Origin of the sequence: Marinomonas algarum (assembly GCF_020532605.1) — a bacterium.
GTDB classification, from domain to species: domain Bacteria; phylum Pseudomonadota; class Gammaproteobacteria; order Pseudomonadales; family Marinomonadaceae; genus Marinomonas; species Marinomonas algarum.
The window spans coordinates 2848-26361 of the sequence record NZ_JAJATW010000024.1 but is presented as its reverse complement, the minus strand read 5'-3'; the positions used below and the strand labels follow the sequence as shown (position 1 = coordinate 26361).

At 44.8% G+C, this 23514-nt stretch carries 1 protein-coding gene (only partly in view); it reads right to left on the bottom strand.

Features of this window, described 5'->3' with window-relative positions; translation table 11 throughout:
- Positions 1-23514 carry part of the coding region annotated (locus LG368_RS13140) for an LEPR-XLL domain-containing protein (RefSeq protein ID WP_226755187.1) on the bottom strand (this coding region is incomplete at its 3' end). Its footprint begins 14753 nt before the window's first position, so 23514 of the 38267 annotated nt are shown.

Here is a 23514-nt window from a genome sequence, read left to right as displayed (position 1 = left end):
GAAAATATCAGCCGAATCCTCAGCGGCACGATTAACTGTACCTTGCGCATTAATGATCACGTCGCCACGACTTGCTGTGGTGATGGTATTAATAGTCACATCGGCATTAAAGGCTGCATCTGGGTTAGTATCGTAGGTGGTTAGCGTAATGTCGTTACGGTCAGATGTACCAAGAGCGATAACCGACGTTGTAATTAGCGCCCCCCTGTTCGTTACCTCGATTGCCCCATCGGCGGCTTGAATTTCGCTAAGCTCAAGCGCACCGTTGTTTTGCATGGTAATGTCGCCAGAACCCGTCAACTCTAAATTCGCTATAGACACCTTGGTGTTCAACAGCATCGCATTATCCGCTACCGCATTTAGGGTATGGGCTGTGATCAAACCCTGTTCTTCTGCCGTTATCGTTTGCTCAAAGCGCCCTTCTACCGCAGAAATAGCCACCTCTGATAAGGCACCACCCGCTGTCAGTGCAGACTGGTCAAGCGTAATATGCCCACCGTAAACGCCGGCCGTTAATTGAATGTTACTGTTATCTGCTGTAGTGGTTAATTGCGCATTAACATTTGCGGTGATACCGCCATCTTTAGACGTGCCTTGACCTGCTTTTAGCTCAATTGCATTGTCAGCCAATATATTGGCTTGCAAGGCCATATTCGCCCCTGCCGAAGCACTAACTGTCAGTGTATTTTGGGTACCCTCTTCGGCATTGGCCTCCGTGCCGATCTGTCCTCGTAGAGTCATGTCTTTTGCAGCATTTAAGTCTATATTAACGGCGGTTAAATAGGCCGCATCAGAAAACACTAAATTGTTATTCAGTGAAGTGAACGTTAAATCATTACCTGCGGTTAGGGTAACTTCTGACTCAAAATCCGCCCCAGTAGGCTTAATACCTTTTACTTGCAATTGACCTTGACTGGAAACCGTCAAATCATTATCGGCTGACATCAAACCAGTAAGGGTCGCTTTCCCGCCTGTTTGAATGGTGATATTGGCCGCTTCGATAGAGTTACCGGTAAAGCTTGCACCAACGCCAGTCACATCTTGTTCACCGACAATAGAGCTCGTTATGGTTTGATCTGCCGTAATGTCTTGCGTTTCCCACACGGTTTGATCTTCAAACGTGGTAACCATTAGATCTTGAGTTATTTCGGCATAAACCGGCATTTTTTCATAGAGTGTTGTGGCGTTATAGACCACTTGATAGCTTGTTTGAAGGCGTTGATCATAAATATCATGCCACTCAGACGTCCAATCGTAGTTATAATCTGTAAAATCTTGTTTTACGTTTGCGCTTAATTCTTTACGCATCCGTAATTCTGCGCGAATACGGTCACCCGATCCTGAGTTATCATAATCCACTTTAACTTGAATTTGGTCGTATCCAGAGTTGATATAACTATTGATATTACTCTGAGTTATCGTTGGCCCATAGTTGCCAGATTTACTCTTCGATTCGCGGTCGTGTCCATTCCCAACCATAATGGCTGTCTCAAGACGATTATCGTTTTTCCAACTGCCTTGGTCATAGACGGTTGTCCACCCGAATTCAGGTACATCTTTCTCATCACCGTATCCAGACCAGTTAGAGCCATCGTCATTATCAACACGTACCTTGCTTTTATAATTCCAGTCTGACCAGTATTTAAATTCGAAGGCAACCTCTTCATGAGTTTGCGCGTCACCATCTTGGATTAACGATGAGGTGTCGGTGTCCAACGCAGTGAGGTAATTTTCAACTGCGTACAAGTCATCAGTATAGCGTCCATTTTGATACGGATTACTCTGGTCTATATCATAAGAACTATCCTGGAAAAACCAATTAGGATCGCGATTCATAATGTTAGTGTCTGCAGCAGTACGTGCTTCTATCTCGAATTCACGTTGACCACTATTCCCAAGGTAGTGTACCTCCCACAACGCTTCGCCTTGATCTATATCGTCATGCGGTTCATTGTAGCCATCAGGATAACCATCATTTTCAAAGAGGTAGTCTGATTGTATTTGTTCGTAGAAGACATCAGCCAAGTCTTGATAGCGCCCAACATACTCACCCACTGAACCACCAACAGGGATGTCATCTATGTTCGTTGGTGCAGACCAATTACCATTGGATTCACCGTCACGTGTCGTATCGCCTGTTAAATAGAGAGGATTTCCTTGGCTAACAACTCTGGAAATATCGTCGTAAGCGCCCGTTTGCATGTACACGTACTTATCTTGCCAGCCGTCTACTTTAACGTGGAAGTAGCCAAAATCATCATCTCGCCAATCAGGTCCATACCATTCTTCACCTGTTTTGTAGTGTAATCCATCCTCTTCTTTATCTACACCATCTACTAGATCATCTACATTTTTCACCTCGAAAGCGGTTCCCTTGTAACTGCCGGATAACATGGCATTGGAGTAACTCATCTCATAAACAGGCATGTAGCCTAAATGATTTAACACCGCTTGACGCTGCGCGTCGTTAAGCTGTGAGAAAGTGCGATAAGCATCTGATGTGTAATCAGGAGTCACTTTGGTTGCTGTTCTATTGACAATGTCAGGGTTAGAACTACTAGCAATGCCTGCATTCTTCCAAACCACCTGATCATTATGGTAGTCGATGCCCTCTATAAAGAATTCACGAAATTTTTCTCCCTCTGGTGCCGATGCATTGTAATAACCTGTCTGTGTTAAGGTCACATCCATGCTCAGGTATTCGCTGCCCACCTCGACATCTTCTTCATCAATTTGCTCTATAGTGGACGTGGTATGCCAACTGACTACAGGAACTTGAATAGTTCCAACCTCTACTTCCCGAGTTCCGGTAACAACCTGAATGGTTTCACTTATCACTTGGACAATAGGACGTTTAAGCGTTGTTGCTTCAGCGTTTGCTTCAGCACCCGCTTGAAGTTTGAATTCTCCGCCTGTTTTAATGGTGATGTCGCCTTCGGCATTAACATTACCAGCACCGGTAATTTGTACTAATCCACTGCTAAGAGATGCGACGTCCATAGCACTCTCAAGTGTAAGGCGTGTCGCTTGAGTATCCACCCCCGCTTGCAAACGAATATCACCGGCAGAGATAATATTGCCCGATACACTTAATTGCGTACCGGCATTAATCAACAATAGGCCGTTGGCGTCGGTCACTTCAACCACACCAGCAATGGACATCAGAGGTGCAACCAAATGCACTAAAGCATCACCTTTTACAATAGCAGGAATATTCTGAGGCGAGGTTGTCGATGTCGCCGCGGACAAGGTCATAGACTCACTTGCCTGCATAAATACCGAAGATTGATCGGCAGTGGCGTAAGTATATCCACCTGACATTACATTGATTTGTTTACCCGTAATTTGGATATCGTTCAATACATCAACAGAACCCAATATAGTGACATTACCGGATGAAGACTTGATCAATGCAGTGCCCACGATAGACGCTTGTGCATCATCTAGCTGACCAACTTGGCCCTGAATATACACGCCATCGTTGGCTGAAATCTGGATATCACCACCAACAGCCGTATCCAACACACCGCCAGAAACAAACTCAACACCCTCTAACACCACAGGTTTTAACCAAACACCAAGTTTTGAGGTATGAGAGCCCCCTGTGATACTCAACTGATCGTTGGCATGGATTAGGTTATCGATTGATACCAGAGAGTTAGATGATAGGGTTACATCTGCACCCACATCTTCCGCTCTAACAACACCACTTAGTTGTAATTGACCCGTTGCATTCACCGTAATACTTGAGTTTGTATCACCTTGAACGTCACCAAAATCGGCATCTGATGTAATTGCGCTGGCTTTGGTCATGGACACGCCCATGCCACTGGCATCTTGCCCTGCTCGCACTTTAACTTGACCGGTAGCTTGTAAATTAGCCCCAACATCAGTCAAAGTGTAGCCATTCTCTACATCTAACCCTTTACCGCCAATGTAAATCGCTTTGTCGGCTCTTAAGTCAACAAGACCATCTGTGCCTGCCCAAGCAGAGGTATTGGCTTCAAAGTCAAAGTCGCTGCCCGCTTTTAGGGTGCCCACTAGCGAGAGCGTACTGGCTTTTAGTTTAATTTGGCTATCATTAGCCGCAGAGTACAATTGAGCATCTGCAGCGACCACGATTTGACCCGTCGCGGTCATTTCTAGTAAACGATCCGCCTCTAGAATTGCACCGTAAGATTGGCTGTCACCTGCAGTTGGATTGGTGTTCCCCAGTAAAATGTCGCGACCAGATTGCATGGTTAATCGTTGATTGGCCGCTGACACACCAATACTGACATTGAATACACTCAGATCACGGCCCGCTTTTATTAATAAAGAGCCGCCTAGGTCAAAATCACCACTTACAAGGGCATCTTGTGAAGCTTGAATCTGTACTTCGTAATCTAATAAGCTTTCTGTTGCTCGGGTACTCTTTAGCACACCCTCAATAACAACATTTTTACCTTTCAGGCTCAATTGACTGCTGGTTTCAATATTGCCTGCTTCTTTTGCAAGCGTTAGGGTGCCACTTTCAGAAATAATACCAACCTCTGAAAGACCAGTGTTGTCCTGTCCAATATTTGAATTAATGGTGACATCATTTAAGCCTGTAATCAGAATACGACCGCTGTCACCAGTGGATAACAGTCTAGAAGAGGAGTGAGTGTAGATACTCGTGACACCCTCTTCGACACCCGTACCTGCGTTAATAATAATGTTACGGTCTGCGGTTAAATCGCCTTTCACTTGGATCGAGCGGCTTGCATTAATAATGATGTCAGCATCACTGCCTGCTGCAATCAAGCTTCCTTCTAATACGGAGTCTCCCACAGGGTTAAGTTCAATATTACCGCTACGAGTTTCTAATGTTCCTAACGCTTGTAACTGTAAACCACCACCAGAACTGCCACTTAGGAAGTTAATCGCTTCGTATCCAACAATGTGGTTATTGATGATGACTTGACCACCCACAGCACCCACTTTACCAAGGTTAAGCATGGAGCCGACTTGACTTGCGTCTAAGGCATAGTTGCCATTGGAGGAAACATCACCATTATCCGCTTGAGTAAAGCCCAAACGATCCAAACCAACTGAGCCAGTTTGCTGCAAAGCAAATTCATAGAAACTGGTGAGTTTTAAGCGTCCATCTTCTAAGCGTAACTTAATGTGCGTGTCATTCAGTGTTTGTGTTGAATTTTCTTCAGGTGAGCCAGTTAATGATTCAATCACCGTAAACTGAGTGCGATAAAGTGCAGCGTTAATGTCTTCAACCAAGCTACTCGCACCCGAGTTATCTAAAGTATCTTCACGATTAACAGTCACGATACCCGCTACTTTATGAGTACCTAAATCGATCTCAAGATTGAAGCTAATATCACCACTGATGTCGCCTTCGCCAAACTCAATAAACCCATCTGCAAATATTTCATTGCTCCAAGCCGCTGCCAATACAGTAAGATTACCGGCTGCACTTAGATTAATCGTCGAGTTTTCTAAGCCCGTTTTGAGTTTACTAGAACCATAAACGACGATGCCTTGGTCTTGATAATTTTCAACTGCAGCTTGAGCACTGTATCCACCACGAACGTCAATAATACTGCCCGCATACAAATCTCGACCTAATCGAACCTGACCCTGAGTTGCTTCAATGGTAATTGTGGAAGCGCCATCACCATAGGTATTGGTTGTACCTAAATACTCACCACGTGCATCATAATGATCCTGCACCTCGCCACCGGCTAGAATTCGCCCAAACAGTTGCGCATCATCGGCCGATTTTATATAAATTTCACCAGCATCGTTATTGGTGACGACTCTTGCACCACCTGGCATCTTGATGCCAATGCCGTCGTTATCTCGGCCTGAACCGCCTTCAAGTTCAATACGCTGATTGGCACGAATTGTTCCACCAACTTCGACCGTACCGCCAGCTTGTGTATTTGCTTGACCGCCTAAATACAATTGGCCACCGGCTTTTAAGTCGATAATAGAATCTTCTGTTGACCAATCGATCCCAGGGTTTGCTCCTAGAACACTGTTGCCGCCAGACAGAAGATTACCTACTAATTCAGCGTGTCCAGTAACATCGACTTTAACCAAACCACCTGATCCGTCTGACGTCAAGCCAGCGGCCGTTAAGCCACCAGCAGAGGTCACTTTAAGCGACACATCATCATCGGCACCCATTACCGATGTGGTGGTAAGTACTACCGATTTACTGGCTGCTACTGCGCTGTTGATGTGAATGCGTTCGCCCGCTTGGATAAACACATTGGCATCACCTTGACCCGCCCAAGTAACCCCCGTGCTACCAACGTCCCCACCGGCCACAACCGTACCGGTAACAACAATATCGTAAGCACCGGTTAAGCGAATATCTGTGGCTTCTTGTGCTGTATTAAGGCTGGCGGTTTCTGCGATATAGATACTTTGACCGTCAGAATTTTGTCCTTCAGCGTTAAACGTAATGTTACCAGTAACATTGGCAAAACCTTCCCAATGTATCCAGCTATCTGTATCGAATGTTAAATTGGAATCCGCGCCGTTGAGGTTAATATTACCCCGTACAATGATGTCTTGATCACCAGAGATAGTGATATCTTGATTCGCTGCTAAGGTGGTTAATGTTCCGGTTAAAAGAAAGCCGTACCCACGCTGACCAACCAATTCATGAGGTTGTTGAATCAGTATTTTATCAACAGTGCCATCATTGTTTTCATCATCTGCAAATACTATGTATTCGTTTTCACCATCGCTGAGTAGCCAACGGTCGCTGTCATCATTACTCGCAGTATCCGCTTGGTAGTGGTAACCATCAATAAACGTCGTCATCAAATGCGACTGCCCTGCAGAAACATCAGGCTGCACTTTGTAATAAACACTTTGTTGATACCATTCGATATTCAACGCTTCTAATACAGCAAATTGTTGAGCGCTGGTCAACTTCGTTTGATTTTGTTCCAGCAATTGAGCATCGCTTAGCTCTGTACTAAATAATGCATCGGTAGCAGGCGAAGTACGCTGAGACCACACTATTTCGCTATTTCTATAATCGTAAGCGTCTAATAAGCTGTACTCTTCACCTGTTAGATCTGTTTCACCCTGAACAAAACCAAGCGTCAGATCATTCGTGTTGTCGTTGATCCATACTTGACCGTTGAATCGGACGTAACCCTCTTCTTGCAGCACTAGATTTTGCTGCTCTGTAGAGAGATCATTCCAAACAGCATCTTCTGCTGGACTTTCTAAGGAAGCAGCATCCCAATCAACTGCACTAAGCAGAAAATCCGTGCCCACTTCAAGATACGAAACAACTTGTTTTTCTCCAAGCTCAGGATCTGCGTCGTAGTTAACTAGAACTTGCTGATCGTACAGTGAGTAGCCAAGCTCTTCAGCAACCGTTTTGCGTTGCTCGAAAGTAAGCTGTTCAAAATCAGCGAAAGCACTTTCTGGTTCACCAGGACCGCCCCAATCGATTAGGTTGTAATCAACTAAATTGCCAAACGAGAAACCGTTAACCATTTTTTCGCCAACGAGTGCATCGGCGTTGTAGTAAGTAATGCCGTCGAATACTTCATAACCAAGACTTGCTGCCACATTGTGTTTCTGTGATAGCGTTAATGAACCGAATGTTGCCTGATCTGAAGGTGCTGAGCTACTCCAAACAATATCGGCGTTTTCGTAATCTGTTACGATTCCTTGGGTAAACTCCGTTAGTACTCTTTTATCTGTCTCTGCAGACAAGTTCGTGAAGTAATAACCCGTTATTTCTGTTTTATAACCCAAGTAGTTAGCGACCAGCTCTTTCTGAGCCGTGCTAAGACGCTCAAAAGTAGTATCACTATCTGGTTGGTTCAAAATATTCCAGTCGATTTCTCGTACGTCGTATTCTGGGAAATAACCAAGATACTTAGCGGCATCAATTTTTTGGTTGATGGTTAAATCTTTTAGCGTTGTTTCTGCAAGCGGAGCGCCGTCCTCACCCCAAGTTGCCTCTTCATTGAAGTAATAGGCTCCAAAAGTGCTTTTATAATCATCTAGTTCATTTTCAAGTTCTTGTCGCTCAAACTCGAATGTAGGCTCTACGGTATAACCTAATGATTGTGCCACTACAGCTTTCTGAGCACTGGTTAAACTATTAAAGCTTGCTGTGGTTTCAGGAGCGTCAACACCAAAAGCAGTCCAATCAATTTGACTGTTTGCATAATCAGCCGACTTACCTTGAACAAGATCTGTTTTATAAGTGCCCGTATTGGAGTCGAAATAAATCGAACCAGTCAGCTTGGTATAACCCAAGGAGGCCATATGCTCAGTCATTGTTTGTGAGTCAATCTCACCAACCGTTAAACTCTCATAGAAAGCCTGTGAGTCTTCTTGATAAAAACCACCATTTTCGTATGTGGTATAACCTAGTTCTTCCGCTATTTTTGCTTTTGCTTCGGCGGAAAGGCTGGCAAACGGCTGGTAATTTGCGATTGAAGTAACCGAGGCATTTTGTGAAAGTTGTAACCCTTCACTTTCTAACAAAGTTTGTAAGCTTTGTGAAATATTGCCTTGCTGTAACGCCTCTAGAAGCGTTACATCCGTTGAGGTTGCCAGTGTTTTTCCGGGCAAGGTATCAAAATAGTCTGCGTAATCACTCTGCGTATCGCCGTAATTCAGTGTCATACCCGCTGCTGTGGTAACAGACCCTGAAAGACGCAGTTCACCTTGGGTATCAATGGTTAGGTTTGCGTTATCTGCAATTTTGACAGGAATAGGCGTAGAACCTTCATAATCAAAGCGCGCTCCGGCAAGCACAGCCGACCCTGATTCGATGTACAGATATTCATTTGAAAAGAGATTAATCGCTGAGTCGTTTCCACTTGCAAGCAGCACACCGCCTTCAAGCAGGGCGAATCCAGTGCCCGCATTAATGTTCATTTGCGAACGTAACCCTGAAACCTCCATGCCAGCTGCTGATATAATGGAACCTGATGAAGTTAACTGAAGAATGCCATCCTCTTCGTAAACCTCTACAGAAGATCCTTTATCCGCTGTAATTGAGTTTGTCGCTGCGCCATAACCGACTAACCCATCTTGACCCGTAGACCCTGTAACATTAACGTCTAAATTTTCTTGTGCTCTTAACCAACCCGATATCACGATTTGCTCGGTCAAGTTGATGTCAATCGTATCAGCGGCCACACCTGAGTCAGGGGATCCCATGCCATCGTGAATGTTGTTACTTAACACCTCCATTAGACGAGCATTAAATTGGATGTTTTGTGTTGATTGAACATCACCAACAATGTTGATGGTGTCTGCAAAAAAGTAGGCTTCGTCTTCTAGGCGAGCATTAAAGTCAAAACCGCCAGCTTGCGTGCGATCTTCTATGTCTCCAACATACATCACCACACCATCACCACTATGGCCAAGTGTGATTAAATTAAAGCCATTTTTAAGTGCGGACAGGTCGGTCATACCCAAATCCATGAAACCTGTTTGCCCTGCATCTGAATAGTCATGACCATAATAGGATTGGCCGGCAGATCCGATTCGGTAATTTTGTGAGGTGGTTTTTGACTGAATTAGGATGTTGCCCGTTCCGATAACTTGATTGTTACCAGAAATAAAATCTAGATCATCGGCAATTAATCGAATGTTACCGCCGCCGACTACTTTTAAGGCACCGGTTGTTAGAGAAAGCAAGCTTTCTGCTGCGGCTAACTCCACATCTAGCTGACCTGCAGCTATATAGAGACCACCATTAGTTCTATTTCCCTCTAGCAGTGTAAGGCTATCATCTTCACGCAGGGTAAGACCGATGTAATCTCCAGCGCTAGCCAAATTGACTAAGGTAAGGGCTTCTAATTGAGAATATACGATACCTTTGATACCGTCGGCTTGAATATTAAAATGACCTTGCGGTGCAATTAAATCCGCTTCGGTTAAATCCAGCAAGCCATCCGCAGTGAGGTGAAGATCAACCGCACCCCAACTTGCAGCATTATCAGACACTATATAAGTATTTGTTGATTCATCTTTGATTTTAACTTGATCTAAAGCATCATCAAACTTAACAACACGTTGGTCGTAACTAAAACCATAATCGTGCATACGCAAAGCTTGAACCGTGGTTAAAGTGTCCATCACTAGTTGATCTAAACCGCTGCCACCCGTAATGTTCAGACTACCTAGCCAATCTGCACTAATCGTGTTTTGACCCGCTTTGATTTCAATGTCTACACTCAATCCGTTATCAATACGAATTGTATTCGTTCCGCCCAGAATAGTAAGTTCAGTTTTATTCGCATTGTTGATGATTATGGTGTCATTACCCGTACCAGCAGTAATGGTATTTTTACCCACCCCCATATCAACTACGGCACCGGCTGATCCACCACGGTAGTCATCATTTCCTATTCCACCCAGAAAGGTCATGTTCGCTACATCACCGTTAATGAATGTATCGTTACCTTTACCGCCTTGAATAACACTGCCAGCACGGCCACCAAAAATCATAAAGGTGTCGTTACCAATACCACCGTCTAGTTCAAGTTGCGCATCCACTCCTTGCCCAATTATTAGCGTATCGTTACCTTTGCCACCTATGAATATGATTTTTTCAACGCCTGTATGTTCTTTAGTTTCCCCTAAAGCCCGAACAGAAACGGCACCTGAAATGGCATTGCCTTCGTTATCAGTAATGGTATCAACGGTAAAACCTTCATGGTAAATATCCCCATACAATTTACCGCCGCTATCACCATAACGGTCCACCACATCGCCTGCATTTAAATACAACACATTACCAACTTGCGTTGTTATAACTGGAGGCGCACCCCAACTCCAAGTTTTGCTACCTGAAACCGAGATGCCTGCAACTTTTGCAGCAACATCCAAAGTTGCACTGCTCGCTGTAAGCTCAATTGCCCCACTAAACCCGGCAAGTGTTTCATTAATTTCAAAGAAGCCCATATCGATACTGATATCAAGCGAACCATATACGCTAGCAGCAAAGAGTGAATCACTAAATGTCATCGACATACCGGCACGCAATTGAATAATGGCTAAATCAACGTTGAAATCAACAGCACCAGTTATTTCAAAATGACCGTCCGATTTAATGTAACCACTCACATCCACAGTGACGAAGCCAAAAAAGTCGATGTTTGCTTGATCTAACCGAACTTCGAATACATTGTCGACAAGACTCATGCCACCTTCAAAATCAATATCGAAGGCTAGAATTTTGATTGCTCCATCCAGGTCCAGCTTAAAGGTCGTATCACCTTTAATAACATCACCGTCTAACGTGGTGTAATCGTCTGAACCTGTATTAATCTGCAGTATTGCTCCAGCACTGATTCCAATGGCCGCAATACCCAGCTCTACAGAGGTTTCTGCTCGTAACGCAAAACGGTCCTCTGTGATCGCCGCATCACCTTCGAAAGCAACAGTACCAAAAGTACCTAAATCCAGTGCCATATCCAGAGACGCTTGGAAGCCTTCGTTATCAATTAACAAATCCATGCCACCGGAGAGTGTTATCGCACCGGCAACCTCAATTTCAGCTGAACCTGAAATACGCAACATTTGCTGATCAATCGCAACGGTTTGAAACTCGCCCGCTAACACCTCTCCGTCATTATTTAACTTTAATGCTCGAACATTTTGCGAGGTGCCGGTGGTATTGATCTGCAACAGTGCATAGGCGCTAATTGAAAACACACCAGCGTCAATAATAGTCGAACCGCCAATGGCTCCCAATTGTAATGAGCCGTATAATCCAGCATCGCTACCCGTTGCAAAGCCTAAAGTACCCGCTACCGACACTGGTTCAAGTAGCGGCACAGTGCTGGTCATATTCAGGTTAACTTCGGTATTCTCGGTGCTCAATAAGATGGAGAAATCACCCTCCATAGACATAGCACCACCCAGTAAACTAAAGTCGCCTTCGCCTTCTAAAGAAACATAAAAATCGACAGGATCAGTTTGATTTGGCGGTATATTGGAGATGGCGATCGTTTCTGAGCCGATGCGGCCTTGGAACGCTTCTGGCACATCATAAACTAGGTCTTTACCTGTCGTATTAAGAAGGAACTCCATCTTATCAACATTCAGTTCAGCCACACTGCCAAAGCCAATAGAAGCATCTTCTAACAAGGCTTTTGTGGCCACACCAGAACTGTTTACCATCAGTAAAACTTGAGCACGCTCGACGTTGAGACCAAAACCTTCCGGCCCAATTTTCGCTGAAGCATCAACAAATAAATCAAGCCCTTCATCCGTAATTTTAAGCTCAAACACGCCATCAAGGTTTAATAGGTCAAAAACATTAAACTCAGCTTCCCCTTGGACTTGCAAAATACGCTCGTTGAAGTCAAGGATAATAGGGTTTGCACTGTCACCAGTTTCAATGTAGTAGCCCGCTAATTCAGGGCCATCTTCTACTAGTTGATAAGTCGATTTAGAGAAATCAATTACCGCACCATCGCCACTGATAGTTTGGTTAAGATTCAAGAAAGTTTCGGTAATCTCCGCCGTAACGCCGTCGATGCCGACCAAGCCACCTTTAGCAAGATCCGCTTGCACCGCTGCGTATACACCAGGGTCCGTTGGTGTTGTATCAAACATAAACACCGCGCCAACGTTTAAGTCTTCAATGGCCAGACCAAAGGCGCTATCATTTTTAACGGTGCCATCAACGCGACCGGTTGTGGCGTTTTCTTGCCAGTAGCCGCCTACACCCACAAAGCCATAAACATTACTCATGCCAACCGACAAAGAGTTGACGGTACGTACTTTACCGTTTGTTAACGTGACGGTTTCAGAGCCGCGTTTCGTAAACGCCATCGAGCCTGATGCTTGCATAACCCCTGCAATGTCACCAGAAAAATACTCTACCTTGGCTTGAATAATTTCTTCACCAAAGTCTAAATATACTGGGTTATCGTCGCTACCTGTGTCGATAGCCAGACCTTCTTCTCCCCAATGACCCGTCACAGAGTTGGTGTTGGCATCACTGATAAAGTCCACATACGGCATCGGTAAAAGCAAAGAAGCGGAAGGATCCACCAACTGTGTAAAGGACGTATTGATGTTGATTTCAACGCCTTCCACTTTGGCGTTTAGAATCGGGTCCATACCCACTAATTCTGCCGAGGCCACATTGGCTTTTGCAGCGATATAGGTTGGCATGGCATTTTTAACTGGTTCTGGCAATTCTAAACCGGCAAAGCCTGATGCTTTCATTACGGCAACACCAAATGTTGTGCTGTCTAATTTTAAGCCAACACCATTTTCAGGACCACCCACACCCGCGAAACCGGTTAGGTTGTACCCACCGATTGTCATTACTTCAAGGTCATGTACCAAGGTTTCTGGCGCACCAAAGTCTGCCAATACGCCTGAATTTACCCCAACCAAGTTGTAGGTTGTGCCTTTTGAGAAAGCCAGTGAACCGTCTAACTGCAAGAAGCCAGCCACATCAATGTGGGCATTCTCTACACGTGCTGCAATATCAATACGATTGTCGTAATTGATCACTACTTCACTGTCAAAGGTAGACAACACCATGCCTTTATCGCCGTAGGTTTTGGAAAAATCAACCCAAGTTGTCTGTGTTGGAGCAAGCTTACTTTTGCCTGCGTTCATACCAACGCCCACGCCCGATAAGGTCGCTTCTAATACGCCTTCTAGGCCAACTAATCCGGCTTCTTCAATATTAAGCTTTAGTGTATTAACACTGTATTGATCGTTGCTAAATCTCACAAACGCTAAGTCGACGTCATTCGCATATACACCAACAGAGTCTGTTTCGCCTTCACCAAAGTAAGGAGTGCCGACACCAACAAACGCCTTCATGTCAGTACCGACAAACGCCAGGTAATCCATCGCAACAGGCGCCGCACCACCTAATGGCCCGACACTTACAGCACCAGTACCACCGAGTACCACTTCATTTTCACGACCTATTTTAAAGGCAATATCGCCCTCTAAATGGACGAAACTCTCAATCGAGAATAAGGCATCTTTTATACTGATTTGTGACAAGGCACCTTGAGACCCGTCGATATCAATCGTGAAGGTTTCTGACGCATCACCAAATTCAATCCCCCCAACATTGCCACCAAGACCTAAAGGAACCACGAGGTTTTTGGCAGAATAATCGATCGCACGACCTTGGCTGTCAGCAGTGTTGATTTGAAACAGCGCCTGCTGAGCATTTAGTTCAAGCAATGGCATGCCGGTTAAGCCAACAAAGTCTGTTGTGCCTTGTGCGGTAATCCAATACTCAGCTGAGAAGGGGCTAAAGACCAAAGCAAAGGCCACGTCTAGGTCATCAACTTTTAGACCAACATCACCTGCACCAGCAAAAATATCAATGTCGGTATAAGCAAAGGTAAAGTAGGTCACATCTTCAATCGTGCCATCACTTAATATTAACGTGTCAAATTCGAGGTTAATTTCCATGCCTTCGTTCGTAGCTTGTACCAAACCAAAAACGTCCACATTGAAATCCGCTGCGAAGCTAAACACACTGCCTTTACCCGGAGACAACTCACCTGGTTTAAAGGCCAAATCGCCAAAGTTAATTGGGCTTACTTCTAAATTAATGCCCACCATATCAACAGGTAGACTGTAGTAAGAGAAATCTAAATCGGTGGCTTCTAGGATTAAATCGTCTACGCCAACAAATTCAAAGGTGTCGACGTTGCCTTGCATCATGGTCCACTGACGTGCAGTGTTGGTGCGGTCGGTTAAAATACCCAACCCTAAATCCACACCGGTGGCCTTAAAGCCAAACTCGTCCTCACCACCTTCATCAAACCCGACAAACGCCTTAACATCCGCGCCCATAAACATCAGACTGGACACTTGTGTTGTCGTACTATTTGCCAACGTAATGGTTTGGTAGGTTTTCTCAAACGAGAAATTACCTTGAACGCTCATCACGCCCAACAGGTTAAGAGTAAGTTCACCCTTCACACTTAACGTTTCACCCTTCATATCGAAGGTCATGACCGCTGTATCGCTACTGGTCACACCCTCGCCACCCAGTGTAATACCCACACCTTCTGTTAAGGTTAGGTTTTGTTCTGAGTAGTCAATGGCTCGGCCAGACTGATCGGCAGTATTAATCAGCACATCAAGGTCTTGTGCTGACACAGTGAAAATATCAGAGCCTTGGAAACCCACTTGACTCGATTTGGCTTTCATGGTAAGCCAGAAGTTATGGTAATCCCCAAGATCAACGGCTATTGCTAAGCCTAACTCGGCTTCTTCGACGCCAAAACCGACGCCATTATCGCCAGCGAAAAAGTCTATATTTGACTTCGCGAACGTCATCATCGCCACGGAAGTTTCTGTCAAGTTCCCATTAACATCAATAAGGGATACCGTTTGAAATTCTTGTGTAATGTCCACTTCGTATTCAAAATCTACGAAGTCGTACGCATTAAGTTTCAACGCCCCTTGGATATTAAAGGCCAAACGACTACCAAAACTCAGATCAAAAGCCACCCCTTCCATGCTCGCAGAGACGTCGTCACCCAAATCAAAGATAACGTCTAAATCATCGGTCATTGCGGTGAGCGTTGAGCCATTTTTACCAAAACCAATGTCGCCGCTGATCTGTACCACACCAAATAAATTAGCGTTAAAACCGCTTAAGCCAAAGTAACGTGCGTTGGCGTACAGACCTTCTTCAAACGTGTAATTAACGCCATCCAATCCAAATGAAGTGCCCTTAGCAATATTAGGATTGTTTTGACTATAACGAACCGTCACTGCCTCAGCAGTGATATTGTCCATACCTTCAATGGACACATCCAGAGCACCGTTTTTCATTTCGAAACCGATGCCACCAGAACCAATTGCCAACCCTAAATCTGCGTTAGTTAAACTCACATAGGCCGCATCGCCTGCGCTTAGCTTAGCGGTGACACGATTACCAATCGCAAACATATCATCACCTTGCATAGCAAATGCAAAGTCACCGGATAAACTCACGAAGTCTTCAATATTGGCTTTGAAACCTTTAACAGCAAACGCAATGGTATTAGCCGCAATGGTGTCATTAAAGGTATAACTCACGCCACCGACGCTGATCTCACGGCCTTGTGCAATCGTGGTGGTCGCGCTGGTGTATTGCACAGCAATAGAGTCAAACGGCAACAACTCAAATCCGTCGATTTCTGCATCCAAAGCCCCTTCGGTTAGCTCAAACGCCATCTCGGTATCATTCGTAATAAAACCAAAATTCGCGCCACTTAAACTAAGCGATGCTACGCCTTCTACGCCTAATGACGCACCGACGTTGTTACCCACAGCAATAATATTGTCACCTGACTTCTCAAAGCCAAGATCACCGCTTAAAGTAACAAAATTAGACACCTCAGCACTGAAACCTTGAACAGCAAAAGCCATTGTTTCTTCGGCAATATCTTCACTAAAAACGTATTCTACCTGTCCGACCGACAATTTACGGCCGGAAGCGATGGCGGTATTCGCCGACGTATATTGAACAAATACACGATCGGCTGATACGCTGGCTAATGCAGCAATATTGGCCGCAAAGGCGCCGTCAGACAGTTCAAACACAGTTTCTGTCCCTTTGCTTACTAGACCAAAAGTGGCACCTGTAACCGATACTGAAGCCACAGAGCCAGCAGACAGTTTCGCCGATACATTGTTACCAACGGCTACTAACTCATCATTAACCTGTTTAAAGCCAACATCACCCTCTAAAGTGATGAAGTCAGAAACATTGGCTTGTAAACCAACAACAGAGAAAGCAACGGTGTTTGCCACTAATGCACTTTCAAATGTGTAACTGATGTTGCCAACAGAAACTTCAGTACCTGCCGCAATGGATGTCGTTGCATCCGTGTATTGAATAAATACGCTATCTGCCGTGACTGAGGCTAAAGACGCAATATTAGCGGCGAATGAGCCTTCGGATAATTCAAACGCACTTTGACCTTGACCTGAAATCAGACCGAAGGATGCGTTTGTCAAACTAACGCCCGCTACGTCACCTGCTTTTAAAGAAGCACTGACATTGTTACCTACCGCTATGATTTTTCCATCTTGTTTCGCAAAGCCTACGTCGCCGTTTAGACTCACAAAATCATCTATGCTGGTACTGAAACCCTGAACACCAAATGCCACCGTGTTACTAACGATCGCTTGGCCAAATGTGTAACTGATCGCACCAACACCAATGGTCGTATTGGCTGCCACTAAACCTGTGGCATTTGCATACTGAATGATCACACTGTCAGCTGTAATCAGCTCCAGTCCCGCAATTGCCGAGCCAAATGCACCGTCGCTCATTTCAAAAACAGTACTTTGGCTACCAGTAATAAGACCAAAGCGTGCGCCACTCAAAGACAAGTAGTTGTTTTCATCTGCCGCTAAGCGTGCATCGATATTATTGCCGACAGCAATTAAATCCGCACCGACTTTTTTAAAGCCAAAATCGCCACTTAAGCTGACAAAATCCGCTACATTGGCGCTGAAGCCCTCTACACCAAAGCCTACTGTCTCAGCATCAATGGCTGTTGAAAAAGTGTATTCGGCTTCAGCAATGTTTAAGGTTGTATTCGCTTCAATTGACGTGGTTGCATTGGTGTATTGGATAATAGTGCTGTCTGCACCAAAGCCACCTAAACCATCAATGCCAGCAGCAAAAGCACCGTTTTGCAATTCAAATGCTAGAGTACCTTGATCATCCGCGATGAGACCAAAATCTGCGCCAGAAACACCTACATAGGCCGATCCAGCTTCTAAACGTGCCGTTGCATCTTGTCCAATCACGAGCAACTGCGTTTGATCATCGGTTGTTACTTGTGAAAACGCAAAATCACCCGATACTCCGACAAATCCCGCCACATCCATTTCAATAGTGGAAGTAACTTCTAAGAGCGCCCCTTTATTACCCGCTAAATCAAGATCAACCTCAATCCCTGGAACAATCTCTGCTGTAATAGCGTTTTCACCAGAAAAGTCCAGAACAGAGCCATCGACAGCACTACTACGGTTTACATTCACCGCAATATTGCTACCCGCCATGGTAATAGGATCAATCCCCTCCAGGCTCAGTGACCCTGCACTGGCTTGTAGAGCCGTCCACTGACGTGTCTCGCCCTCTGCATTACGCTCAGAAAACAGACCTAAAACAAAGTCTGTCTCTGTCAGCTGCAAGCCAATTTGATCATCTGATCCGCCATTGACACCCGCGAAGGCATCTACAGAACCGCCTGCTATAACTAATTGGTCGACACCGATATCATTGCCATCCGCATCTTTTACGGTACTGATGGCTTTGTCTATGTAGAAACCACCGGCTACTTGGACGAAGCCAAATACATCGAGGGTCAGGTTGGCCGCGATCGTCGTCATTTCGCCACGAGAACCATCCAAATCAAGCGTGTAGCTCGCATCAATGCCGGTGATCACTTCCAGTTCAGAGATGGCAAAATCCACTACTAAATTAGGATCAACATCGCCAATCAAATCGTCTTGAGCGACAACAGCACCCTGTTGAGTAACAACAAGCTCAGTGCTGACGGCTTGGTAAGCATAACTCACACTTAACAGATCTAAATCAACGCCACTGAGTGTTCCACCAAAGGTAATATCCCAAACACCATCGTCGTGTTTTTCCACACCGATTGCTGCACCGGTAATATCGGACAATGCAGTTTCTAAAGCGGTTGTGATCGTGTCAGAGTTAGCATCAGCGAATGATAAATCTGCCGTAGTGTAAGTCGTTCCGGCATGGGTCAAACTTAACGTAAACGTACCGTTTGCTTGCGTTTCTACGGTCAATCGTTGTGTTTCAGACACCGCAGGCGCAGTCGATGTTATAGCCACATCGCGAACTAAGCCTTCTTGCTGTAGATCAAGTTCAACGGAACCTGACAACGGCGCAACATGGGTCGTAATAGAAGAAACATCTTTACCACTCAAATCACCAGCAAAGGTCACTTGCCAGTTGCCATCCGTGACAACAACTTGCACATCAGCGGATGGAAAGTCTGCATTAAAAGCACTTTCTATGGCACTCTCTAAATCGGTTGCCGTGGCTGAAAAATCAAGACTCTTTGTCGTGTATGACTTGCCATCAACACTCATAGACAGTGTTAACTGCCCCTTAGCATCATCGGCAAACTGTACATTTTGCACTTCATTCACGTTTTCAGTCGTCATCGTGGTGGTTTTCGCTGACCCTTTTGTCGATGAACTGATAGTGACATTAACGCCATTTGTAGCTGTTACTTCTACTAAAGAGAGCTCCTGAAACGCGTATTCACCACCGAAACGAAGGAAATAAGCAGGGTCTTTTGAGGTAGATTTTTTATCAAAAGACACATAAACCGCATTTTTACCCAACGCACTATCAAACGCTTCTTGTAATTTAAGCGCGTTGTTACTGATATTGCTTGGTGTGAAAATCAAACTGCCTAAAGAAGTGCCATCCATGGATAACGTATAGGTTCTAAAACTGCCTGTTGAGCCTGAGAACTGCAGCTTTTGCACTTCACGCACATTACTGCCGGTGGACGTCGTGCCCGTTACGACAACACCACCTGAAGTGACTGTCTGTGTCGTTGTCGTGTAGCTTGGCACAACGAGTTTGGCGGTTAGGCCGCTCACAGCTTTACCTTGCAAATCGCCAACAAACTCAACCACGAACCCAGCAGCACGCGTACCAGAAACCGTCACATTGCCATTACCGATTGCATCAAAGGAGGCAATTTTTTGAGTAAGTTCGGACACCCATCCAGCGTCTGTCATGGCAGTCGTTATTTCAATATCAACGGACTGTTGACCATACACAAGAGTGAGGGTTCCTTCGCTTGCTTCTATGCTCAGCTTGTACTGCGCATTTTGAGATACCGCATCAAAAGTAACATCTTCATAGGCCTCTTGACCCTGTGTTACTTCAGTCACATTCGTAATCACATCGGGAAGTCTATTACTAACCAACAACCCAGAATAATCCACTCCCGACAGCTCGCCACCAAAAGTGATGATAAAGCCTGCATCCTGAGTGCCCGTTACTCGGATGTTGCCATCAACATCCGCCACACCCGCTTGTGTTAGTAAGGCTTCCAATTTGTTTTTGATGTCATTACGAATAACACTGTTTGAACGGTTTGCTGCAACGACAACGAACGCTTGCTGAGCCAAGTATTCAAAGACTAATTCGCCACTAGTAAGGTCTGTATTCAGCGTTAAAATAGTATCCAAGACTAAATCTGGCTGAGCGACAGGTTCACCTTGTGAACTCAAATTACGGTTAATAGCAACAGACAAGCTGTCTGCTGAAACCATCAAACCATCAACACCGACGAATGCCGCACTGGTCACACTAGATTGCAATGCCATCCACTGACGTTGATCGTTGCTGGCGTCCGTCATTAGCGCTAACGCCATGTCTGCACCGGTTAAGTCAAACCCTAATGCATCACTGGTATTATTATTTAACCCAACAAACGCTGAAACGTTCGATGTACCCAGTGTTAGCAGCTCTACTTCAACCTCTTGACCGTCTGACAAGGTCACATTCGTTGTTTTGCTTTCGATCGCAAACCCCCCTTGCACCGCAAAAAAGTCTGCAACACTGACGTCAAGATCACTGGATCGTAAAGAGGTGTAGTCACTGCTTGTGCCGTAATCAATTACACCAATTACATTACCAAAGTCGACTGTTTGTAACCCTGTTCGATTGTAGTAGAGCTCAAAAGTACCACTTAATGTCACATCCGTAACGCCAACCAGTGTGGCCACACCAGAAGCATACAGAGCATAGGTAGTGGATGTTTCACTGGCTTCAAAAATCACCATAGCCAAATCAGCGTCTGAAACACGAGCATTAACGTCACTGGTACCAAGATAGGCGGTTACGTTGCTACCTGTCATCATCATAGCGTTCGTACTATTGATCACTTGACGAGTGAAACTGAAATCACCTGATAAGCCGACTGCTCCCTCAATATTGGCACGGAAACCTGTCACATTAAGTGCCATGAAAGGCGAACCAATGGCACCGGCGGCCATGGTTAGGTTGGAGGTTAAATCACCAACGGTTAGCTCACGGTTGGTTTCGCTGTAATCTGTAAGGCTGGTATTGTATTGAAAACGAGCAGAATCCGCCCAAACTGTATCGGTAATAAAACCGGCACCTTCGAGTACAAGGTTACCTGAAACATCCAAAGCGATGGTTGAGTCGCTTTTTAGCAGTAAGGCAAGGTCTCCATCGGTGACACCGGCATAAAAGTCACCTAAACCAAACAAAGCTAATACATCTTCACCAAGAACAATGATTTCTTCGCCTAATTTGGAGAAGCCTACTTCGCCATTAAATTCAAAGGTGTCAGCGATACTAAAGCCAACATCACCATAAATAGAAAAGCCTTGGTTTGAAAGATCAAAATCAAGAGAAAGATCTTGAAGGTCTATATTTGGGAAAACAAAATTATCCATTTCAGTCGAAATAGATAAATTGGGATCTAGATCAAAAAGGTTAAAATTGAAAGGTAAGCTTAATGGCAACACGCTCATACCTGCCACTAATGGCGTTACACCATCGGCTTTTGTTAGGCTAATATCACCTACTTTCATACTACCGACAGCACCGAACTCACCGGTAATATTAGTGATTAAAGCAGCACCCTCTAACCCAGAAAAACGCACCATAGCGCCAGCAGAATCATCGCCGGCGGTTAAAGACGTTTCGCCCTCTGTAAGAGATAACAGCAAGACATCTTGAACACCTTGACCTTCAACGATTTCCAATTGGCTTTGTGTAAAGCCAAACTGTCCAGAAAGGCGATAAGCTGCACTACCTTGGGACAAGCTAAGCGCTAAATCTGCCTCTACTGCAAAAAAGTCATGATACATAGAGTCAGAGAAGTCTAAGGAGAAATCACCTATGGTCTCTTTGACTGACTCTCCCATCGTATTAAATCTTAAGTCAACCTCGTTCACTTCATCGATCAGAATACCTGGTAAGGCAGTACCATCAAGCTTCGCCAAATCAAGTGTATTGACTGTCAAAGCACCTGCTAAGCCTCGATTGTCAATAAGTAAAGCACCTTCGATTCCATCTAAAGACAATGACAGACCAGAAGACCCTTCACCAACGGCCATGTCAATGTCACCATTTTGGATGGCGACTTGAACTTCATCTCGCAATATTGGATTAATCGACATCAAAGCATCGGCGGTTAATGTCTGCTCGGCCACATCGATACTTGCATGACCATCCAACGTTAAAAAGGCTTCTTTCTCGCTGTAATTTTGTGTGAAACCACCCACAGAAATAGGGTTACCACTTAAATCCAACAGATCATCATTGCCATCATGAATAGCCTGCCCATAGGACACACTTAAGCCATCAAAGCTCACACTGACTTCATCAGCCACACTCGATTTAGCCGTAGCTGCAGTCGCATCCGCATAAAACCAGCTGCGATTGTCTGCCAAATCTGACGTCGTTAAGTAGCTAATTCCTAAATCAAAGTCTTCAATATCCAATGTGAACATATCATCCACAGCAAAGCTTGCGCTGCCGCCATCTATGTTTAAGTTCCAAATATCGAATGAAGTAGAAATATTTTGAGGATCTAGAAGGGAGAGATTGGTTGTGCGGCTTATTGAAATATCGCCGTTTATATCAAATCCAGAGAAGGATAAATCACCAGTGAAAGAGTAGGAAGCCGAAGAGTTAAAATAATCGATGTTAAGCAGTTCGCCATAGGTGTTTTGCTGCTCAGTTCCTAAAATCTCACTTAAAAAAGTAGAGCCTGTATCAATGGCTTTTGTTACAAGTTTTAGTTCAGTTGCAGTCTGCTCAACATCAAAGTACAAGTCCGTTCCAGCAACCGCCAACCCCTCTATAGTATCGAAAGCACCTGAAGAGGTGCCGTATGTCATGATAGTGAACTCATCACCAACAGAGGGTTTATAGCCATTTAACAATTCAATGGACATTTTCCCATCAAACACTAAGTTATTCGCCACATTGATCTGATCGTATTCACTGCCAGCTAAAAGACCGGCGAGCTCAATCGTAATCGCTGAATCATCGGTGTTAGTTAAACTATCAAAGCTTTGTGTGCCAGGGGAATAACCTGGAGACAACTCACCCGAATTAATCACATTAAGGTTGGCGGCGCCACTGCCACCCAAGACCTCATTCTGCCCTATAACAAAGTCACCACCACTTATGTACATATCCGTTGTGATGTTAGCCATATTAAATGGCGTCTCACCTACTTGGAAATCAGAATCTGCTTCTGGTTGTTCGTATATAGAGGCTTGCTGTGACGCTGACTGATTCAGTTGTTGGAAGCTTGCCAAGGTATACTGCTCAGAGAAAGCATCGAGTGGACTATTAGGCTCTAGTAATCTCGTGCTTGCTACTTGCATGGCACCAAATACTGGGTCACCCGATAAAAGAATGCGCGACTCAAGCGCTTCGACTTTAAAAGCATTCTTCACAAATTGAGCTAATAACTTTGGCTTGGCAAACAT